The following is an 18,890-nucleotide window of genomic DNA, read 5'->3' as shown; positions in this document are numbered from 1 at the left end:
TTAAGCGGGGATTAAGGCGCGTTCTGGACTAAATCGGACAGAAATCGGGGTATTGTTTCAGGGCGCGGAGCTGGCTCAGGCCAGCCGCCCCCACAGATCGTATTCGCCCGCCTCGTCCACGACGACCGAAACGATCTGGCCCGGTTTCAGGTCTTCGTGGCCTTCGTCGATGAACAGGCAGCCGTCGATCTCCGGCGCGTCGGCCTTGGTGCGGCAGGTGGCGGCGTCTTCCTCGACCTCGTCCACGATGACCTCGATGGTCTTGCCCACCTTGGCGGCGAGCTTCGCCTCGGAAATCGCCTGTGCTTTCTCCATGAACCGATGCCAGCGCTCTTCCTTCACCTCGTCCGGCACATGGTCCGGCAGGGCGTTCGACCGCGCGCCATCGACGTTTTCGTACTGGAAACACCCGACACGGTCGAGTTGCGCCTCGTCCATCCAGTCGAGCAGCACCTGAAACTCGTCCTCGGTTTCGCCGGGATAGCCCACGATGAACGTGGAGCGGAGCGAAATGTCGGGGCAGATCTCGCGCCACGCCGCGATCTCGTCCAGCGTGCGCGCCGCCGCCGCTGGCCGTGCCATGCGTTTCAGGACGCCCGTGTCGGCATGTTGGAACGGAATGTCGAGATAGGGCAGGATCAGCCCCTCGGCCATCAGCGGGATCAGCTCGCGCACATGCGGGTAGGGGTAGACATAGTGAAGCCGCACCCAAGCCCCGAGCGACCCCAGATCGCGGGCGAGGTCGGTGATATGGGCGCGGTGTCCCCGCTCTTCGGCGTATTTCAGGTCGAGCCCGTAGGCGGATGTATCCTGCGATATGACGAGGAGTTCCTTGACCCCCGCCTCGACCAGTTTCTCGGCCTCGCGCACGATCGCATGGGCCGGGCGCGATTGGAGTTTGCCGCGCATGTCCGGGATGATGCAGAACTTGCAGGCGTGGTTACAGCCCTCGGAAATCTTCAGATAGCTGTAGTGGCGCGGGGTCAGCGTCACCCCGGTCGCGGGCAGCAGATCGACGAACGGGTCGGGCTGAGGCGGGACGGCCTTGTGCACCGCATCCAGAACCTGCTCGTACTGGTGCGGGCCGGTGACCGCCAGAACGCTCGGGTGCGCGCCGGTGATATACTCAGGGTCGGCGCCGAGACAGCCGGTGACCAGCACCCGCCCGTTCCGGTTCAGCGCCTCGCCAATCGCCTCAAGGCTTTCGGCCTTGGCGCTGTCGAGAAATCCGCAGGTGTTCACGATGACCGCATCCGCGCCCGCGTAATCCGGGCTGATCGCATAGCCCTCGGCCCGCAGGCGGGTCAGGATGCGTTCGCTGTCCACCAGCGCCTTGGGGCAGCCAAGGCTGACCATGCCGATTTTGGGCTGGCCGGGGCGCGAGTCTTCGCGCAGCACGGCACGGGCGAGGTCGGGGCGAAGATCGGGCGGGTTCGTGGACATCAGCGGGATATACGCGCTGCCGTGGCTTGTGGAAAGGGGCACGATCCCGCGCCGCGTCGGCCTCGGCGCCGGGCCGCTGGCAAGGCGCCTATTCCGAAACGTCCTCGAGCCGGGGCGAGGTCGCCGCCGCACTTTCGACCACCTGCCCGGCACGTGCCGTGGCATTGGCCAGATACCGTTGCACCGTCTGGGCGCACCCGCCTTCGCACGGCACGAACTCGCTGCCGATCTTCACTTCCTGACCGGCCGGCACCCAGCTTTCCACGACATTGCCGGACACCCGGACAAGCTCCACTCTCTGCACTTCCCAGATGTCGAATTTCTGGCCGTTCACGGTGACGGTGTTGCCGGTCCGATAGGTCCGCGTTTCGCCGAGGTCGCAGGCCGCGAGGGTCATGAGTGCGCCGAGGGCAAGAATGGAAATTGGCTTCAATATCGCCTCCTGAAATGAACAGTGCCCGAACGTGGGCCGAAGAAACCGATCACTTCACCAATTCGCGAAAGACCGCTTTTCCGCAGTCCGGTTCGCATTGCAGGAACTTGTCGCCGACCCGGACGACCTCGGCCGTGGTGACCTTGGGCAAGCCGCCATGGGTGTTGGTCACTTCGGCCTTCAACGCGTAGATGTCGTAGGGGACACCATCGTGGATAACGGCGCGGCCGGTCTTTTCGTAGGTCCAGCTGTCCGTGCAGCCGACCAGTGTCACGGCGAATGCGGCGAGCGCGGCCAGTCGTATCATGCGCGATCCTCCCCCGGTGCAGGTGAACCTTAAACGGCGAAGAGATTCGGCGCAAACTTGGGGCCGGGTCGGGGCCGCCTAGGGTTGGCGCGTATAGGGACCGGCGAACCGGATGAGCAGGTCGGGGTCCGGCTTTGCCGCATAGCGCAGAATGGCCGCACCGCATGACGGGGCGCAGGCCACATACCCGCCGTCGACGCGCACGACGATCTCCGCTGCCTGCGCCCCCGCAGTGCGGGCGTCCTGTGCGATGGCGACCGGATAGGCGGAGCCGCCCTGCACCACGACATGACCCGTCGGAATGATCGCGCGAGGGGTGTCGCAGCCGATCAGGAAGAAGCAGGGGATGAGGGCCAGACGACGCATGTGGTCGAGCAAGGCAGATGGTTACGAATTCGTAAACGGAGGATCGTGTGACGTGGTAAACGACGGCGCTTGATTGTTTCCGATGTGGAAACAAATGCCATCAGCCGGGCGCGTCGCCCGGCAAATGTCGCGCAATTGATCGGTCTGTTCGACCTAGCGAACGATGTAGGTATCCTCGGACGACGGCAGACCCGGCACGCCGTAGTGGCGCGCGACGGTGCCCTGACAATCGGATTGCGGGCAATCCATCATCTCGCCCTCGATCATCACGTAATGGCGCGTGTCGATCACGGTGCCGGTGTCGGTGTCGACCTGATGTTCGGTATAGGTTTCGTAATCGCTACCGTCGAATGTGGTGGCGCCACCGACGACCATCATGCCGCCCTTGGTGCTCGCCACGGCGATCTGATTGCCGCCGGTCTCGTGCAAGGTGATGGCGTGATCCTTGGGCGCGAACAGTGCGCAGCCGCCCAATACGAAGGCGACGGGTAATGCCAGAATGACTTTCATGAACCTGCTCCCTGAAATGGATGGTTAATGAAAGGATACGGTCGGGATCGGATTCGAAGCAACGCCGGATTTGGAAACAATCGGCGCAGGCCTAGTCCTTGGACTGCCAGAAGATGATGCGATTTCCGAACGGATCGTTCAGCATGACTTCGCTGGCCCCCCAGCTTTGGTGCTGGATTCCGGGGCGCAGACGCTTGTGGCCGCGTTCCGTGATCTCGGCATGGAACGCTTCGATGTCGGCGACCTCGATCCGAACCGCGCTGCCGGGTGCGGCGTCGCCGTGGTGTTCGGACAGGTGCAACTCGCAGTCGCCGCGCTTGACGCTCATGTAAAGCGGCAGATCGGGGGCGAAGCGGTGCTCGAACACCACCTCGAAACCCAGGTAACGCAGGTAGAAATCCCGCGCCTCGGCCTCGGAGAACGAGCGCAGGATCGGAACCGCCGCGCCCGCCTTCATATCAGCGTTTCCGGTCACGACGCGAGGACATGGGCTGGAACGCCACGCCCACATGCGCCTCGCAATAGGGCTTGCCCTGCTGGACCGGCAGGCCGCAGAACCAGAAATCCTCGGTCGCGGGGTCGCCAACGGGCCATTTGCAGGTCCGCTCGGTCAGTTCCAGAAGCGACAGCTTCTTGGCCGACTTCTCGATCTCGGACACCTTTTTCAGCGCCTCCGGGCTGATCTCGTTCGCGCTGGGCTGCGGCGGCAGCGGCTGACCGGCGGGGATGATCTGCTTGCGCGCAGGCGTCACCGGCTTGGCGGCAGGCGCGGCCTCGGCGGCGGCAGGCTCGGCCTTCGGCTCCGCCGCTTTCGCGGTCGCGGGCTTTTTCGCGGCGGGCTTGGCTGCCGGTTTTTCCTTGGCCGGGGCCTTGGCGGTCGTCGCCGGGCTGCCGCCCGCGCGGTTGGACAGACCAAGCCGATGCACCTTGCCGATCACGGCATTGCGGGTCACGCCGCCCAGTTCCTTGGCGATCTGGCTCGCCGACTGGCCCTCGGACCACATCTTTTTCAGGGTTTCGACTCGTTCGTCTGTCCAGGACATCGCGTTTCCTCGTGGGCCTGATCGGGCCGTATCTAGCGTCAGGCGCGTATTCTAGCCACCGGGGCCGGGGTTACAAGGTGAAGGCCGCTATATGGATCAACCGGGCGCACGTTTCAACCGTCCCTCGCGCCACGCCAGCAGTGCGCCGCCCGCCACGATGACGCCCGCGCCAAGCGCGCTGGTCGCGGCGGGCCATGTGCCGAAAACGATCCCGTCGTAAAGCGCGGCGAATACGAGCGTGGCGTAGAAGAACGGCGAGGCGAAGCTGGCATCGGCTCGGCGCATCGCCTGAATGAAACAGGTCTGGGCCAGCGCCATGACGAACCCGATCCCGGCTAGCACCGCCCAGACCCGCGCATCGGGCATCTGCCACACCCACAGGGCCGAGGCGGCGATGGTCGCGATGGTCAGACCCATGCCGTTGTTGATGAGCAGGATCTGAAGCGGTCGCTCGCGGTCGCTGAGAAACTTGATGAGCGTGATCTCGAACGCCATGAACCCCGCCGCCGCCAGCGCCAGCAGCGCACCGGGCTCGATCGTGCCGGTGCCGGGGCGCAAGAGGATTGCGCCGCCGGTGAGGGTGATCGCCGCCGCCGTCCAGCGCCACGGCCCGATCCGCTCACCAAGGATCGGGATGGCGAGGAACATCGCGAAGACCGGATTGAGGAACGAGATCGCCGTCGCGTCGCCCAGCGGGATGAACTGCACCGCCGCGAAGGTCAGCGAAATTCCGGCCCAGCCCGAGAACGAGCGCCCGGCATGAACCGCCCATTTGGGCCGCGTGTAGGCGGGGCGCAGGATCAGATTGGCCGCCGCGATCCCCAGAAAGGCGAACAGGAAGCGCCCGTGGCTGACCTGAAGCGGATGCAGCCCGGCCTCGCCCGCGACCTTGGCCAAAAGCGTCGTGCTCGCCACCAGAGCGGCGGCGAGCAGCATGAAGCCCACGGCGGCGAGCGGTTGTTGCGGGGTCGGGGTCATGCGGGGCCACATCGAAATCGTAAAGGGTCATCGCCCCATACGCCCGGTTCGTGGCCGAGGAAAGAGATGGACTTTCGCCCCGGACCGAAGTATCGCCGCACCCATGAACGCACGGACCCATACCGCTGATTGCCGACGCCGCCGCACCCGCGCCTGACGTCCGCTTCCGTTCGCCCCCAAAACCCTCTTAAATCGTTGACACCGGCCCGCCCTTGCGGCACCCAAAGGCCTCTTTTTGAAGGATGACGCCATGATCCCGTCCGTTCTGCCGACCTATGCGCGCGCGAAACTGAACTTCGTCAAAGGCGAAGGCAGCTGGCTGATCGAGGAAGGGGGGGACCGATACCTCGATCTGGGCGCGGGCATCGCGGTGAACGCGCTGGGCCACGCGAACCCCGACCTGATCGGTGCGTTGACCGCGCAGGCCCACAAGCTCTGGCACGTCTCGAACCTTTACGAGATTCCGGGGCAGAAGGTGCTGGCCGACAAGCTGGTCGAGGCCTCTTTCGCGGACACGGTGTTCTTCACCAACTCCGGCACCGAAGCCGCCGAACTCGCCATCAAAATGTCGCGCAAGTATCATTATGACCGCGGCGACACCGACCGGGTCGAGATCATTACCTTCTCCGGCTGCTTCCACGGCCGCTCCACCGGCGCCATCGCGGCCTCGGGGGCCGAGAAGATGGTCAAGGGTTTCGGGCCGCTGATGCCCGGCTTCGTCCATCTCGATTTTGGTGACCACGATGCCCTGCGCGCCGCCGTGACCGAGAAGACCGCCGCGATCCTGATCGAGCCGGTGCAGGGCGAAGGCGGCATCCGCCCGGTGCCCGATCAGTGCCTCAAGGGTCTGCGCGACCTGTGCGATGAGACCGGGACGCTTCTGATCTTTGACGAGGTGCAGTGCGGCGTCGGTCGGACCGGCAAGTTCTTTGCCCACGAATGGGCCGGCGTCACGCCCGACATCTGCATGTCCGCCAAGGGCATCGGCGGGGGCTTCCCGCTGGGCGCGGTGCTGGCGACGGAAGACGCGGCCTCGGGCATGGTGGTCGGCACGCATGGCTCCACCTATGGCGGCAACCCGCTGGCCATGGCCGTGGGGATCAAGATGGTCGACGTGGTCACCGGCAACGGGTTTTTGGATGACGTGAACCGCAAGGCCGGGCTCCTGCGTCAAAAGCTCGAAGGGCTGACCGACGCGCATCCCGACATCTTCGACAGCGTGCGCGGCGTGGGCCTGATGCTCGGCCTCAAGTGCAAGGTCGCGCCTGCCGATCTGGTGGCCGCTGGCTATGACGCCCATGTCATCACCGTGCCCGCCGCCGACAACGTGGTGCGCCTCCTGCCGCCGCTCAACATCACCGACGAAGACATCGCCGAGGGCGTGGCGCGGCTCGACGCCGCTGCAATGGCGCTGGAGGCCAAGGCATGAGACATTTTCTCGACATCAACGCCACCGACCCGGCGGACCTGCGCACCATGCTCGACGAAGCCCACCGGATCAAAGCCGGGCGCGGCGATGCGGCCAAGGGCGTGCCGGACGACGAACAGGCGCTGGCCGGAAAGGTCGTCGCGCTGATCTTTGAGAAGCCCTCGACCCGGACGCGCGTGTCCTTCGACGTGGGCGTGCGCCAGATGGGCGGCGAAACGCTGGTCCTGTCGGGGTCGGAAATGCAGCTTGGTCACGGCGAGTCGATCCCCGACACCGCCCGCGTTCTGTCGCGTTACGTCGACCTCATCATGATCCGCACGTTCGAGGAATCCGCGCTGCAAGAGCTGGCCGAATTCGCGACCGTCCCGGTCATCAATGGCCTGACGAACCGCACCCACCCCTGTCAGATCATGGCCGACATCCTGACGTATGAGGAACATCGCGGCCCGATCGCCGGGAAAAAGGTGGTCTGGACCGGCGACGGCAACAACGTCTGCGCGTCCTTCATCCACGCCGCCGGGCAGCTTGGCTTCGATTTGACCTACACCGGCCCCGAGCGGCTCGGCCCCGACCGCGAATTCGTCGAGGAAGCGCGCGCCAAGGGCGTGAAGATCGAGATCGAGCGCGACCCGCACGCCGCCGTCAAGGGGGCTGACCTCGTTGTCACCGACACATGGGTTTCGATGCACGACGCGCCCTCGACCCGCGAACGCCGCCATAACCTCCTGCGGGCCTATCAGGTTGACGACCGGCTCATGGCGGGCGCCAACCCCGACGCGCTGTTCATGCACTGCCTGCCCGCCCACCGGAACGAAGAGGTCACCGACGCCGTCATGGACGGCCCGCAGTCGGTGGTGTTCGACGAGGCGGAGAACCGCTTGCACGCCCAGAAAGCGATCATGCGCTGGTGCCTGGGCGTCTGAGTTGCCAACCGGGCGGCTTTGACCCAAGGTGCCCGCAAGGCCGCCTGACCGAAGGATACGAGAATGAGCGCCATCTTCATCCAGATCCGCTGCAAGCCGGGGTCGACCTATCGCGTGGCCGAGGAAATCGTGCTGCGCGAACTGCACTCCGAGCTTTACTCGACCAGCGGAGACTATGACCTTCTGCTCAAGCTCTACGTGCCTGACGGGCAGGACGTGGGCCGATACGTGAACGAGCAACTGCTCGACGTGCCGGGGATCGAGCGATCCCACACGATCATGACGTTCAACGCGTTCTGAGCCGAACCCGCCCGTTTCAGTCCTGCCTTCGAATTGCGCGCCCCGCCCGGAAAATGATCGGGTTCATGGGGATCGCCCCGCGACCTGCAAGGGTCACGTATCCCGTAGTGTCTGGCGCCCCCGGAATATGGGAGTGTTACGCTCAACTGTCAGAGCCGTTTCACGGCGTATCTAGGGGTGGGGTATGACCGCAGCACTGGTGGTCATCGATATGCAGGTCAGCCTGATCGAGGACGAAACGCCGAACACCGATGAAATCATGTCGGCGGTGTTTCGTCTGGTCGAGCGGGCACGGGGCGATGGCGTGCCCGTGGTCTGGGTGCTCGACACCGGCGTCACGCCGGACCCGTCGCTGCACCCCGTATTCAAGCCCAAACCCGGAGAGGCGGTGGTGCGCAAGGACGTGTGCAACGCTTTTGTCGGCACGACGCTCGCGGGCGAGTTGGGCGGGCGCGGGGTCGACCGGATCGTGGTCTGCGGGATGCAATCGGACGCCTGCATCGACGAAACCGTCCACGCCGCCCCGAACTACGGTTTTGCCGTGACACTGGTCGGCGATGCGCACACGACCCACGATTTCCACAAGCGCGACTTTCGCGACGTGATCGCGACGGTGAACGCGAACCTCGCCAAGCTGAAGGATGTCGAGGTCGTGGGTCTGGCGGAGGTCAAGCTGGCCTAGCTGCCCAGCTTCTTGTGCACTTCGTGCAGGTCGATGTCCCCGATGGGCAGCTTGTTCCCCGGATTGTCGAAGTCGTATTTGAACAACTCGAAATCCTTGCGGTAGATCTCCCACATCAGATGCATCGACAGGTCGTCGAAATAATCCTCGACCGGGTGCGCGCGTTCGGGGCCGTGGCCCGCGCTTTCGTTGAAGCGGGGAATGGTCTTGAGGTTCACCTTCTGCGGCGTCTTCACGTTGTCGAGCACCTTCTTCATCCCGACGTTGAAGTTCTCGGTCCAGAAAATGTGGTCGTAGGTGCCGCCGTTGTGGATGAAGGTCGAGACATGGCCGGACATGGCCGACCAGTGAATGTCGGGGTCCATCGGGCGGCGGAACTTGATGGTGTCGCGGGTGAACAGCAGGAACCGTCGGAACGACTTGATCTGGTCGAAGTCGAAATTGTCCTCGGGGCTGCCCACTTCGATCCCGTATTTCTGGATCAGAAGCGGGACAAGGTTGCCGCGATAACGTTTGCCGTTGCGTTGGATGCCGCAGATCTTGTCGAAGAACGACGACAGAATTCGGGTGTAGGGATTGCGAACGCAGGTGAAGGCGAAACTCTTGTGCGTCTTCACGTTGCGTTCGATCTTTTTCTGGTTCTCTTCCTGCGCCCATTTGATGATGCCGTCCTGCGCATCGTGAATGTCGCCGTCGAAGAATGCGCCGTGATCGGAGTAATACATGATCTGACCGATGGTCGAGCAGGCGCATTTCGGAACGACCCGATACACCATGCTTTCCGTTTCGGTCATCCAGGTTCCGGGGAAACCCATGCTTGCTGCCCGCCTTATTGTGACCCGCTCGCCCGAGGTCGGATTGTTTTGACAGAAAAAAGCAAACAAACACTGTCATTTCAATGCTTCGTTACGTTAAGCCTGTCAACAATCCGCCCCGAACCGCCCCTCTTGGAGCCTGAATGGCCAAGATTGCCTTCATCCTTCTGTGCCACAAAGACCCCAAGGCCATCATCGATCAGGCGCAGCGCCTGACGGCGGCGGGCGACTATATCTCGATCCATTTCGACGCCCGCAGCCCGCGCTCGGATTACGAGATGATACAGGCCGCATTGGCCGAAAACGGCTCGGTGACCTTCGCCAGAAAACGGGTGAAATGCGGCTGGGGGGAATGGTCGCTGGTCCAAGGCACGCTGCACGCGGTCGAGGCGGCGGTCGAGGCGTTTCCGCGCGCCACGCATTTCTACATGGTCTCCGGCGACTGCATGGCGATCAAATCGGCGGAATATGCCCACGAATTCCTCGATGACGACGACAAGGACTATATCGAAAGCTTCGATTTCTTCGAAAGCGACTGGATCAAGACGGGGATCAAGGAAGACCGTCTGATCTGGCGGCACTACTTCAACGAACGCACCCAGAAGGGGCTGTTCTACGCCGCGATGAACCTGCAAAAGCGGCTGGGCCTCAAACGCGATGTGCCGGCCGACATCCAGATCATGATCGGGTCGCAGTGGTGGTGCCTCCGGCGCCGCACGATCGAATGGATACTGGACTTCACCCGCAAACGCCGCGACGTGATGCGGTTCTTTTCGACAACGTGGATTCCGGACGAGACGTTCTTTCAGACCCTCGTGCGCCACCTCGTCCCGCATGAAGAGATCGAGACGCGCACGCTGACCTTCCTCATGTTCACCGACTACGGGATGCCGGTGACCTTCTACAACGATCACTACGACATGCTCCTGTCGCAGGACTATCTATTCGCCCGCAAGATCAGCCCGGACGCGCATGAATTGAAGCGCCGGCTGGGTGCGCTTTACGCCTCGGACACCACCGACTTCAAAATTTCGAACGAGGGGCGCAGCCTGTTCAAATTCCTCACGGGCCGGGGCCGGATCGGGCAACGCTTCGGGGAACGGTTCTGGGAAAGCGAGACGACGCTGGGGCGCGACCGCGAATTGCTCATCATCGTCTCGAAGAAGTGGCACATCGGCAAACGGATGCTTCAGCTTCTGCGCGACAAGACCAACATCCCGGCCATCGACTATCTCTTCGACGAGGAAGAGACGGTGCTGCCCGATCTTGGCGGCATTCAGGCGACCATCGAAAAGCGCACGCGCCACCGCCGCGCCCTGATGCGGATGCTGTTCGATTACTACAAGACCGACAGGCTCGCCATCGGGATGGACCCGGGCGATATCGAATTGATGAAAGATTTCTACACGGATCGCTCGAAAACCCGGCTGTTGGAGATCGAAACGGACTATTCCGACGAGTGGATTCTCGGCCACGCCATGCGCGTCGGGCTGGCGGGCGAACGCACCCCGCAAGAGGCGCTCGACCGCCTGATCCCCACGATCCGGCAGGATTTCTTCTATGAATCCGACCGTATCCGCGACGAGGGTTTCCTCGACATGCACATCCTTCGCGAAAACGGCACCTCCGAGGAAAATGCCGAGGCCCTTGCCAAGTTCCTGACGATCCCGGAAGAAAGGGCCCTGGAACTAGCGCAAACCGACGGCTTCTTCAGCGACTGAGACGGGACATATGGCCTACGACTACGATACCCAGAACATCTTTGCGAAAATCCTACGCGGTGAGATTCCGAACGACACGGTGCTGGAGACCGAGCACAGCCTCGCCTTCAACGACATCCAGCCGCAGGCCCCTGTGCACGTGCTGGTGATCCCGAAAGGCGCCTATCTGACATGGGACCATTTCGCGGCAGAGGCTTCGGATGCGGAACTGGCGGATTATTCCCGCGCCATTCAGGCGGTGATCGACAAGCTCGCCATCGCGCCCGGCGCGGGCGGCGAGGGCTATCGCCTGATCGTGAACGGCGGCAAGGCGGGCATTCAGGAAGTGCCGCATCTGCACACCCACATTCTGTCCGGCAAAGTGCTTGGCCGGATGCTGCCGGGCTGACTTGTGACCGGCCGCGTGGCTGGTATTCTGAGACAAAGCGACAAACGAGGCGCGAAATGACGATGGACGCACCGGAAACCAAGGTGGTGGACAAGAAAAAGGTCGCCTGTGACGGCGGCGGGCCGGCCACGGGCCACCCGCGTGTCTGGCTGACCATCCCCGACGACACGGGCTATGTGGAATGCGGGTATTGCGACGCGAAATACGTCTACAAGGATTTCGCCGACAAGGCGTGATCCTGCGGTGGCGGCATGAAAATCGACCGGCTGGATCACCTCGTCCTGACTGTGACCTCGCTCGACGCGACCTGTGACTTCTACACCCGCGTTCTTGGCATGACGGTCGTGACCTTCGGATCGGGGCGCCGGGCATTGCAGTTCGGCCGGCAGAAGATCAACCTTCACGAAGCGGGCCATGAATTCGAGCCGAAAGCGCACCGTCCCACCCCCGGCAGCGCCGATCTGTGTTTCATTGCGGCGGGCAGCATGGCAGATGTGGTGGATCATATGCGGGCCTCGGATGTGCCAATCGTCGAGGGTCCTGTTGCGCGCACCGGAGCGGCCGGGCCGATCACCTCGGTCTATCTGCGCGACCCGGACGAAAATCTGATCGAAGTGTCGGTCTACGAGTGACGACCTAGCGGGAGACGAGCATGACATTCGGCAAAGGGTGCCATCTGCACCTCATCGACGGCTCGGCCTATATCTTCCGCGCCTACCACGCGCTGCCGCCGCTGACGCGCAAGTCCGACGGGCTGCCCATCGGGGCGGTCAGCGGGTTCTGCAACATGCTCCAACGGTATGTCGAGGACAACACCGGCCCCGACGCGCCGACCCATGTGGCGGTTGTGTTCGACAAGGGCAGCCACACGTTCCGCAACGATATGTACGACCAGTACAAGGCGAACCGGGACGAGATGCCCGAAGATCTGCGCCCGCAGATCCCGCTCACGCGCGAAGCGACCATCGCTTTCAACATCGCCTGCAAGGAGATGGAAGGCTACGAGGCCGACGATATCATCGCGACGCTGGCCTGCATGGGGCGCGAGGCCGGGGGGCAAGTCACTATCCTGTCCTCGGACAAAGACCTGATGCAGCTTGTCGGTGACGGTGTCGAAATGCTCGACCCAATGAAGAACAAACGCATCGACCGCGAAGGCGTGATCGAGAAATTCGGCGTCGGCCCGGAGCGCGTCGTGGACGTGCAGGCGCTCGCAGGTGACAGCGTCGACAACGTGCCGGGGGCGCCGGGCATCGGGATCAAGACCGCCGCGCTTCTTATCAACGAATACGGCGATCTGGAAACGCTGCTCGACCGGGCGGAAGAGATCAAGCAGCCGAAGCGGCGCGAGACTCTGACCCAGAAACGCGAACAGATCGAACTGTCGAAGCGGCTCGTCCAACTCGACTGCGAAACGCCCATCGACTTCACCCTCGACGACCTCGAGGTGCAGGACCCCGATCCCGACAAGCTGATGCCGTTCCTCGCCAAGATGGAATTCCGCACGCTCACCCGCCGGATCGCGGACAAGCTGGGGGTGGAGCCGCTGGCGATCCCCGAGCCGGAGGCGAAAGACGCGCCCGAAGGCGATGCGCCGGACGCGCCCGAAATCGACCCGGAGAAATACGAGTGGGTCAAGGACATGGAGGCGCTCGACCGTTGGATTGCGCTGATCCGCGATCATGGCTATGTGGCGGTCGATACCGAGACCACGTCGCTGAACGAAATGCAGGCGGAGTTCGCGGGCATCTGCCTTGCCGTCGTGCCGGGGGAGGCCTGCTATATCCCGGTGGGTCATAAAGTGGGCGATGGCGAGGGGCTCTTTGCCGACGACAAGCTGGCGGAGGGGCAGTTGTCCCTCGACGACGTCCTCGCCGCACTGAAGCCGGTGCTGGAAGATCCCGCGATCCTCAAGATTTTCCAGAACGCCAAATACGACACCAAGATTTTCAGCCGCCACGGGCTGAACGTCGCGCCCATCGACGACACGATGCTGATGTCCTACGCGATGTTCTCGGGTCTCCACAATCACGGCATGGACACGCTGTCCGAACACTACCTCGGCCACACCCCGATCTCGATCAAGACCCTGCTCGGGACAGGCAAGAGCGCGATCACCTTCGACAAGGTGAAGATCGAAGATGCGGTGAAATACGCAGCCGAAGACGCCGATGTGACCCTCAGATTGTGGCAATTGTTCAAGCCGCGCCTGCACCGCGAAAAGGTGACGACGGTGTATGAGACGCTCGAACGCCCGCTGGTGCCCGTGCTCGCCCAGATGGAAATGCACGGCGTTCAGGTCGACCGCGATACCCTGTCGCGCATGTCCAACGCCTTCGCGCAGAAAATGGCGGGGCTTGAGGCCGAGATTCACGAGCTTGCGGGCCAGTCGTTCAATGTCGGCTCGCCCAAGCAGCTTGGTGAAATCCTGTTCGACAAGCTGGGACTGGAAGGCGGGAAGAAGGGCAAGACCGGGGCCTATGCCACCGGCGCCGACGTTCTCGAGGATCTCGCGGCCCAGCACGACCTGCCTGCCCGCGTGCTCGACTGGCGGCAGCTGTCCAAGCTCAAATCGACCTACACGGATGCGCTCCAGACCCACATCGACCCGGACACGGGCCGGGTGCATACGTCCTACCTGCAAACGGGCGCGTCGACGGGCCGGCTGGCCTCAACCGACCCGAACCTTCAGAACATACCGATCCGCACGGAAGAAGGGCGGCGCATCCGCGAAGCTTTCGTCGCGCCGGAGGGAAAGGTTCTGGTCTCGCTCGACTACAGCCAGATCGAATTGCGCATTCTCGCGCATGTCGCCGGGATCGAGTCGATGAAACAGGCGTTCCGGGATGGTGAAGACATTCACGCCGCGACGGCATCGGAAATGTTCGACGTGCCGCTGGACGAGATGACGCCGGACGTGCGACGGCAGGCCAAGGCGATCAATTTCGGCGTGATCTACGGCATTTCCGGCTTTGGCCTGGCCCGCAACCTGCGGATCGCGCGGGGCGAGGCGCAGGGGTTCATCGACCGCTATTTCGAGAAATATCCCGGCATCAAGGAATACATGGACGACACCGTGGCCTTCGCCAAGGAACACGGCCATGTCGCGACCCTGTTCGGCCGCAAGATCCACACGCCCGAGATCAACGCCAAGGGCCCGCACGCCGGTTTCGCCCGCCGCGCCGCGATCAACGCGCCGATCCAGGGCTCGGCGGCGGACATCATCCGCCGCGCCATGATCCGCATGCCGGACGCGATCTCCGGCCTGCCTGTGAAGATGCTGCTACAGGTGCACGACGAACTGATCTTCGAGGTCGAAGAGGGCGGCGTGGACAAGGCCGTGTCGGTCATCCGCGACGTGATGGAAGGCGCGGCCGATCCGGCCGTGAAGCTCGACATCCCGCTGGTGGTCGATGCCGGGCAGGGCGCGAACTGGGCCGAGGCGCACTAAGCCGCCTTCGGGTGCATCCGCGCATCCACCGCCATCGTGTGAGCGAGGGCGATCGTGCGGCAGAATTCCGTGCTTTCGAGCAGATAGCTGACCTCGGGCCCGCGCCGCTTGCGCCGGACGAGGCCCGAAGCCTCCATCACCCGGACATGGTGGATGAGCACGGCGTTGCTCAACCCCGTTGCGTCACGTAGCGCGGCATAGGTCTGCCCATTGCGCGAGTCGTCCACGAGCAGGCGAAAGATCTTCGCGCGTCTGGGATGGGCGAGGGCGTTGAACATCAGGGCGATTTTGTCGTCAGCGGTCATGGGGCGGTTCCTTCGGTGGAGGGGTTCGGTCCCCACAGAATGACGAGAGAGTGTTGAAGGCCCGTTAACGAAAGTCTTAATTTTCACCAAGAAAGCTGTTCAATTCCAGTGGCTTGCCAATACCAGAATACTAGGATCCTAGTATTCTATCCTCCCGGCCCGCCCAAAACCGCCCCCCCGCAAACCAGCGAAACGCCGCCCGACGTCCACCCTCCCCACCTCTTAATTTGACCAAAAGGAAAAATATTGCCATGTGCGCGGACAGGTGCGAGGCTCGCAGCAACACATCGGAGGTCAACGTGCAGACCGAAACACACACAGCGAAGGCCCAACTCGGGGCGGCGCAGCTTCCCGACGTTGTGGATCAACGCAATCCGGGCCTCCCGCTCGACATGGATTGGGTGCGGGCAGTGCAGGTCAACACCTCCGCCGTCGAGCGCCGCGCGGGCACCATCGGCGCGCGCCGGTCGGTCAAGAAGGACTACCAAGCCGCGTGGCTCCTCAAGGCGATCACCCTCATCGACCTGACCACGCTCGCCGGGGATGACACCGAAAACCGCGTCCGCCGCCTCTGCGCCAAAGCTCGCCAGCCGGTGCGTCAGGACCTGCTCGACGCGCTGGGTGTCGACGGCCTCACCACCGGCGCGGTCTGCGTCTACCACGACATGATCGAGGCCGCCGTCGACGCGCTCCACGGCACCAATATCCCGGTCGCAGCCGTCTCCACCGGCTTTCCGGCGGGCCTCTCGCCCTTCCACCTGCGCGTCGCCGAGATCGGCGAGAGCGTCAAGGCCGGCGCGCAGGAGATCGACATCGTCATCTCCCGCCGCAAGGTTCTGACCGGCGACTGGCAGGGTCTCTACGACGAGATGCGCACATTCCGTGAGGCCTGCGGCGACGCCCATGTCAAAGCGATCCTCGCGACAGGCGAACTCGGCACCCTGCGCAACGTCGCGCGCGCCTCGCTCGTCTGCATGATGGCGGGCGCCGACTTCATCAAGTCCTCCACCGGCAAGGAGGGCGTCAACGCGACCCTGCCCGTCAGCCTCGTGATGATGCGCGCGATCCGCGACTACTACGACCGGACCGGCATCAAGGTCGGCTACAAACCGGCGGGCGGCATCTCGAAAGCCAAGGATTCGCTCACCTACCTGGCGCTGGTGAAAGAGGAACTGGGCGACGACTGGCTCGACCCCCACCTGTTCCGCTTCGGCGCTTCGTCGCTCTTGGGCGACATCGAACGGCAGCTCGAACACCACGTGACCGGGCATTATTCGGCGGGCTACCGCCATGCGATGGGGTGAGGTGCCCTGACATCGCTCCGGGCGGAGCGAAGTCGGCATCCAACGGGCACAGCCCCGGAAAGAGGATCAGAAAGTGACCATCAAAGAAATCTTCGACAGCATGGATTACGGCACCGCCCCCGAAAGCGCGTCTGAGGCGATGGCCTGGATCCACGACCACGGCGCGACGTTCGGCCTGTTCATCGACGGCGCATGGACCAAGCCGGGCGACACGTTCGAGACCAAGAACCCGGCCACGGGCGAGGTGCTGGCCAAGATCACCCAGGCCGGGGCCGATGACGTCGACGCCGCCGTGCGCGCCGCGCGCAAGGCGCAGCCGGGCTGGGCGAAACTCTCGGGCCACCAACGCGCGCGCAAACTCTACGCGCTGGCCCGCCTCGTCCAGAAACACGCCCGCCTCTTCGCGGTTCTCGAAACCCTCGACAACGGCAAGCCGATCCGCGAAAGCCGCGACATCGACATCCCGCTCGTCGCCCGCCACTTCTACTACCACGCAGGGATGGCACAGCTGCAGGACGCGGAACTCCCCGACCGCGAGGCGCTGGGCGTCGCCGGTCAGATCATCCCGTGGAACTTCCCGCTCCTGATGCTCGCGTGGAAGATCGCGCCCGCCATCGCGATGGGCAATACCGTGGTGCTGAAGCCCGCCGAATACACCTCCCTCACCGCGCTCTTTTTCGCGCAGATCTGCGACGAGGCGGGCTTGCCCAAGGGCGTCGTGAACATCGTCACCGGCGACGGCGCGGTGGGCGAGGCGATCACGGCCCACGAAGGCATCGACAAGATCGCCTTCACCGGCTCGACCGACGTGGGCCGGATCATCCGCAAGGCGACGGCAGGAACGGGCAAATCGCTCACGCTCGAACTCGGCGGCAAGTCGCCCTACATCGTCTTCGACGACGCCGATCTCGACAGCGCGGTCGAGGGTCTGGTGGATGCGATCTGGTTCAATCAGGGGCAAGTCTGCTGCGCGGGCTCGCGTCTCCTGGTCCACGAACCCGTGGCCGAGCGGTTCTATACCAAACTCAAGGCGCGCATGGCGAAACTGCGCGTGGGCGATCCGCTCGACAAATCCATCGACGTGGGCGCGCTGGTCGATCCCGTCCAGCACGACCGCGTGTCCAAACTGGTCGAAGCGGGCGCGGCAGAAGGCGACGTTTTCCAGGCCCCGGCCGAGATGCCCGCGACGGGCTGCTATTACCCGCCCACCCTCATCACCGGCATGTCGCCCGCAGCCTCGCTGATGCAGGAGGAAATCTTCGGCCCCGTTCTGGTCGCCACCACCTTCCGCATCCCGGAAGAGGCGGTCGCCATCGCGAACAACACCCGTTACGGCCTCGCCGCGACGCTCTGGTCCGAGAACGTGAACCTCGCGCTGGACATCGCGCCCAAATTGGCCGCAGGCGTGGTCTGGGTGAACGGCACCAACATGTTCGACGCGGCGGCGGGCTTCGGCGGCGTGCGTGAAAGCGGTTTCGGGCGCGAAGGCGGATGGGAAGGGCTACTGGCCTATACCAAGCCCAAGCGCAAACCCGCGACCCTGAAACCGATCCCGGCCGTGGCTGCCCCCAAGGGCGCCAAGGTCGACGAACTCGACCGCACGGCGAAACTCTATATCGGTGGCAAACAGGCGCGGCCCGATGGCGGCTATTCCAAACCGGTCTGGTCCAAGTCCGGCGCGCTGCTGGGCCACGTGAGCCTCGCCAACCGCAAGGATGTGCGAAACGCGGTCGAAGCGGCCACGGGTGCTGCGGGCTGGGCCAGGACGACGGGCCACGCGCGCGCGCAGATCCTTTATTACATCGGCGAAAACCTCTCGGCCCGGGCCGATGAATTCGCCAGCCGGATCAATGCCCTGACCGGTGGTCGTAGCGGCAGGGCCGAGGTCGAGCGGTCCATCGATCGGCTTTTCACCTATGCCGCCTGGGCCGACAAGTACGACGGCGCGGCCAAACCCGTGCCGCTGCGCGGCGTCGCGCTCGCCATGAACGAGCCGGTCGGGGTGATCGGCCAGTTCTGCCCCGACGACCACCCGCTCCTGGGCCTCGTCAGCCTCATCGCCCCGGCCATCGCGATGGGCAACCGGGTCGTGGCGGTCGCCTCCGAACCCTTCCCGCTTGCCGCAGCGGATTTCTACCAGGTGCTCGAGACTTCGGATCTGCCGGGCGGCGTGGTCAACATCCTCACCGGATCGCACGCCGAACTCGCCAAACCGCTCGCCGGTCACCTCGGCGTCGATGCGGTCTGGAGCGCCTCCGGCGCCGACATGTCGAGCCTCATCGAATACGAGAGCGCCGGGAACCTGAAGCGAACTTGGGTGAACCACGCCATCGACCGTGACTGGATGGGGGCTGAGGGTGAGGGGCGTGAATTCCTCGCTCAAGCGACGGAGGTCAAGACCGTCTGGGTGCCCTACGGCGAATAAGAGGTTGCGCCGGGCTTCGCCCGTCGCGGTGGCCGCCCATGATCGGCCTCTGATCTCATTGGAAAAC

At 63.9% G+C, this 18,890-nt stretch carries 21 protein-coding genes; 11 read left to right on the top strand and 10 right to left on the bottom strand.

Translation table 11 applies throughout. The features are described 5' to 3' along the window. Positions 1–75 precede the first annotated feature (75 nt). The 8 genes from rimO to RB2654_RS10585 all read right to left on the bottom strand — a co-directional run bounded on the left by rimO (position 76) and on the right by RB2654_RS10585 (position 5,080). Positions 76–1,443: a 30S ribosomal protein S12 methylthiotransferase RimO gene (rimO, locus tag RB2654_RS10620; protein ID WP_008331295.1), complete on the bottom strand. Its 1,368-nt coding sequence runs from the start codon at positions 1,441–1,443 to the stop codon at positions 76–78. Positions 1,444–1,531: 88 nt separating this feature from the next. Continuing rightward, a complete protein-coding gene (locus RB2654_RS10615; protein WP_040884712.1) occupies positions 1,532–1,876 on the bottom strand; it encodes a hypothetical protein in 345 nt (114 codons plus the stop codon). A gap of 49 nt (positions 1,877–1,925) precedes the next feature. Then, positions 1,926–2,183, bottom strand: a complete 258-nt coding sequence (locus tag RB2654_RS10610) for a hypothetical protein (protein WP_008331293.1) — start codon at positions 2,181–2,183, stop codon at positions 1,926–1,928. A 78-nt stretch (positions 2,184–2,261) separates the two neighbouring features. Further along, a complete protein-coding gene (locus RB2654_RS10605; RefSeq protein ID WP_008331292.1) occupies positions 2,262–2,549 on the bottom strand; it encodes a hypothetical protein in 288 nt (95 codons plus the stop codon). 153 nt (positions 2,550–2,702) lie between these two features. After that, complete coding sequence (locus tag RB2654_RS10600) at positions 2,703–3,059, bottom strand: hypothetical protein (protein WP_008331291.1); 357 nt, start codon at positions 3,057–3,059, stop codon at positions 2,703–2,705. Positions 3,060–3,150: 91 nt separating this feature from the next. Further along, a complete protein-coding gene (locus RB2654_RS10595) occupies positions 3,151–3,534 on the bottom strand; it encodes a glyoxalase superfamily protein (RefSeq protein ID WP_246146508.1) in 384 nt (127 codons plus the stop codon). Further along, a complete protein-coding gene (locus tag RB2654_RS10590; protein WP_008331288.1) occupies positions 3,518–4,102 on the bottom strand; it encodes a GcrA family cell cycle regulator in 585 nt (194 codons plus the stop codon). Before RB2654_RS10590 ends, RB2654_RS10595 begins: the two co-directional genes overlap by 17 nt. A 96-nt stretch (positions 4,103–4,198) precedes the next feature. Then, positions 4,199–5,080 (bottom strand): DMT family transporter, encoded by an 882-nt coding sequence (locus tag RB2654_RS10585; RefSeq protein ID WP_008331287.1) that lies wholly within the window; start codon positions 5,078–5,080, stop codon positions 4,199–4,201. A 250-nt stretch (positions 5,081–5,330) separates the two neighbouring features. On the opposite strand from RB2654_RS10585, the gene RB2654_RS10580 reads away from it, so the two are divergent. From RB2654_RS10580 to RB2654_RS10565, 4 genes are all read left to right on the top strand, one after another. Then, entirely contained in the window at positions 5,331–6,509 is a 1,179-nt protein-coding gene (locus tag RB2654_RS10580) for an aspartate aminotransferase family protein (RefSeq protein ID WP_008331286.1), read from the top strand. Further along, positions 6,506–7,432 (top strand): ornithine carbamoyltransferase, encoded by a 927-nt coding sequence (gene argF, locus RB2654_RS10575; protein WP_008331285.1) that lies wholly within the window; start codon positions 6,506–6,508, stop codon positions 7,430–7,432. The genes RB2654_RS10580 and argF overlap by 4 nt, the downstream gene beginning before the upstream one ends. A 63-nt stretch (positions 7,433–7,495) precedes the next feature. Next, positions 7,496–7,732: an Lrp/AsnC ligand binding domain-containing protein gene (locus RB2654_RS10570; protein ID WP_008331284.1), complete on the top strand. Its 237-nt coding sequence runs from the start codon at positions 7,496–7,498 to the stop codon at positions 7,730–7,732. Between the two features lie 184 nt (positions 7,733–7,916). Beyond that, positions 7,917–8,414, top strand: coding sequence for an isochorismatase family protein (locus tag RB2654_RS10565; RefSeq protein WP_008331283.1), 498 nt, complete (start codon positions 7,917–7,919; stop codon positions 8,412–8,414). Here the strand turns inward: RB2654_RS10565 and RB2654_RS10560 are convergent. Then, positions 8,411–9,229, bottom strand: coding sequence for a sulfotransferase family protein (locus RB2654_RS10560; protein ID WP_040884708.1), 819 nt, complete (start codon positions 9,227–9,229; stop codon positions 8,411–8,413). The two genes, RB2654_RS10565 and RB2654_RS10560, sit on opposite strands and share 4 nt — an antisense overlap. 143 nt (positions 9,230–9,372) lie before the next feature. Here RB2654_RS10560 and RB2654_RS10555 point away from each other — a divergent pair, with 143 nt between their 5' ends. The 5 genes from RB2654_RS10555 to polA are packed head-to-tail and all read left to right on the top strand — an operon-like array spanning position 9,373 to position 14,789. Further along, complete coding sequence (locus RB2654_RS10555; protein ID WP_008331274.1) at positions 9,373–10,950, top strand: DUF5928 domain-containing protein; 1,578 nt, start codon at positions 9,373–9,375, stop codon at positions 10,948–10,950. A 10-nt stretch (positions 10,951–10,960) separates the two neighbouring features. Continuing rightward, positions 10,961–11,338, top strand: coding sequence for an HIT domain-containing protein (locus RB2654_RS10550; protein ID WP_008331273.1), 378 nt, complete (start codon positions 10,961–10,963; stop codon positions 11,336–11,338). A gap of 56 nt (positions 11,339–11,394) precedes the next feature. Next, positions 11,395–11,574: a zinc-finger domain-containing protein gene (locus RB2654_RS10545; RefSeq protein WP_008331272.1), complete on the top strand. Its 180-nt coding sequence runs from the start codon at positions 11,395–11,397 to the stop codon at positions 11,572–11,574. 15 nt (positions 11,575–11,589) lie between these two features. Further along, a complete protein-coding gene (locus tag RB2654_RS10540) occupies positions 11,590–11,970 on the top strand; it encodes a VOC family protein (protein WP_008331271.1) in 381 nt (126 codons plus the stop codon). 20 nt (positions 11,971–11,990) lie between these two features. Then, positions 11,991–14,789 (top strand): DNA polymerase I, encoded by a 2,799-nt coding sequence (polA, locus tag RB2654_RS10535; RefSeq protein WP_008331270.1) that lies wholly within the window; start codon positions 11,991–11,993, stop codon positions 14,787–14,789. Here polA and RB2654_RS22410 read toward each other — a convergent pair. After that, on the bottom strand, positions 14,786–15,094 hold the full coding sequence (locus RB2654_RS22410) for an ArsR/SmtB family transcription factor (RefSeq protein WP_008331268.1): 309 nt from the start codon (positions 15,092–15,094) through the stop codon (positions 14,786–14,788). The two genes, polA and RB2654_RS22410, sit on opposite strands and share 4 nt — an antisense overlap. Before the next feature lie 251 nt (positions 15,095–15,345). On the opposite strand from RB2654_RS22410, the gene deoC reads away from it, so the two are divergent. Together deoC and RB2654_RS10520 are read left to right on the top strand one after the other, a co-directional pair. Further along, the gene (gene deoC, locus RB2654_RS10525) at positions 15,346–16,398 is read left to right on the top strand and encodes a deoxyribose-phosphate aldolase (protein WP_008331267.1); all 1,053 of its coding nucleotides are present in this window, start codon (positions 15,346–15,348) and stop codon (positions 16,396–16,398) included. Between the two features lie 73 nt (positions 16,399–16,471). Continuing rightward, complete coding sequence (locus RB2654_RS10520) at positions 16,472–18,823, top strand: aldehyde dehydrogenase family protein (RefSeq protein WP_008331266.1); 2,352 nt, start codon at positions 16,472–16,474, stop codon at positions 18,821–18,823. The last annotated feature ends 67 nt before the right edge of the window (positions 18,824–18,890 follow it).

Source organism: Maritimibacter alkaliphilus HTCC2654 (assembly GCF_000152805.1).
In the GTDB taxonomy this organism is placed as follows: Bacteria; Pseudomonadota; Alphaproteobacteria; order Rhodobacterales; family Rhodobacteraceae; genus Maritimibacter; species Maritimibacter alkaliphilus.
Note: the sequence above shows the minus strand (reverse complement) of the source record. Positions and strands in the feature narration are given on the sequence as shown.

What these genes read in the sequence shown, in the direction of transcription:
- rimO (WP_008331295.1), bottom strand. Translation starts at nt 1,443, where the DNA reads ATGTCCACGAACCCGCCCGATCTTCGCCCCGACCTCGCCCGTGCCGTG.
- RB2654_RS10610 (WP_008331293.1), bottom strand. Translation starts at nt 2,183, where the DNA reads ATGATACGACTGGCCGCGCTCGCCGCATTCGCCGTGACACTGGTCGGC.
- RB2654_RS10605 (WP_008331292.1), bottom strand. Translation starts at nt 2,549, where the DNA reads ATGCGTCGTCTGGCCCTCATCCCCTGCTTCTTCCTGATCGGCTGCGAC.
- RB2654_RS10600 (WP_008331291.1), bottom strand. Translation starts at nt 3,059, where the DNA reads ATGAAAGTCATTCTGGCATTACCCGTCGCCTTCGTATTGGGCGGCTGC.
- RB2654_RS10590 (WP_008331288.1), bottom strand. Translation starts at nt 4,102, where the DNA reads ATGTCCTGGACAGACGAACGAGTCGAAACCCTGAAAAAGATGTGGTCC.
- RB2654_RS10585 (WP_008331287.1), bottom strand. Translation starts at nt 5,080, where the DNA reads ATGACCCCGACCCCGCAACAACCGCTCGCCGCCGTGGGCTTCATGCTG.
- RB2654_RS10580 (WP_008331286.1), top strand. Translation starts at nt 5,331, where the DNA reads ATGATCCCGTCCGTTCTGCCGACCTATGCGCGCGCGAAACTGAACTTC.
- argF (WP_008331285.1), top strand. Translation starts at nt 6,506, where the DNA reads ATGAGACATTTTCTCGACATCAACGCCACCGACCCGGCGGACCTGCGC.
- RB2654_RS10570 (WP_008331284.1), top strand. Translation starts at nt 7,496, where the DNA reads ATGAGCGCCATCTTCATCCAGATCCGCTGCAAGCCGGGGTCGACCTAT.
- RB2654_RS10565 (WP_008331283.1), top strand. Translation starts at nt 7,917, where the DNA reads ATGACCGCAGCACTGGTGGTCATCGATATGCAGGTCAGCCTGATCGAG.
- RB2654_RS10560 (WP_040884708.1), bottom strand. Translation starts at nt 9,229, where the DNA reads ATGGGTTTCCCCGGAACCTGGATGACCGAAACGGAAAGCATGGTGTAT.
- RB2654_RS10555 (WP_008331274.1), top strand. Translation starts at nt 9,373, where the DNA reads ATGGCCAAGATTGCCTTCATCCTTCTGTGCCACAAAGACCCCAAGGCC.
- RB2654_RS10550 (WP_008331273.1), top strand. Translation starts at nt 10,961, where the DNA reads ATGGCCTACGACTACGATACCCAGAACATCTTTGCGAAAATCCTACGC.
- RB2654_RS10545 (WP_008331272.1), top strand. Translation starts at nt 11,395, where the DNA reads ATGACGATGGACGCACCGGAAACCAAGGTGGTGGACAAGAAAAAGGTC.
- RB2654_RS10540 (WP_008331271.1), top strand. Translation starts at nt 11,590, where the DNA reads ATGAAAATCGACCGGCTGGATCACCTCGTCCTGACTGTGACCTCGCTC.
- polA (WP_008331270.1), top strand. Translation starts at nt 11,991, where the DNA reads ATGACATTCGGCAAAGGGTGCCATCTGCACCTCATCGACGGCTCGGCC.
- RB2654_RS22410 (WP_008331268.1), bottom strand. Translation starts at nt 15,094, where the DNA reads ATGACCGCTGACGACAAAATCGCCCTGATGTTCAACGCCCTCGCCCAT.
- deoC (WP_008331267.1), top strand. Translation starts at nt 15,346, where the DNA reads ATGTGCGCGGACAGGTGCGAGGCTCGCAGCAACACATCGGAGGTCAAC.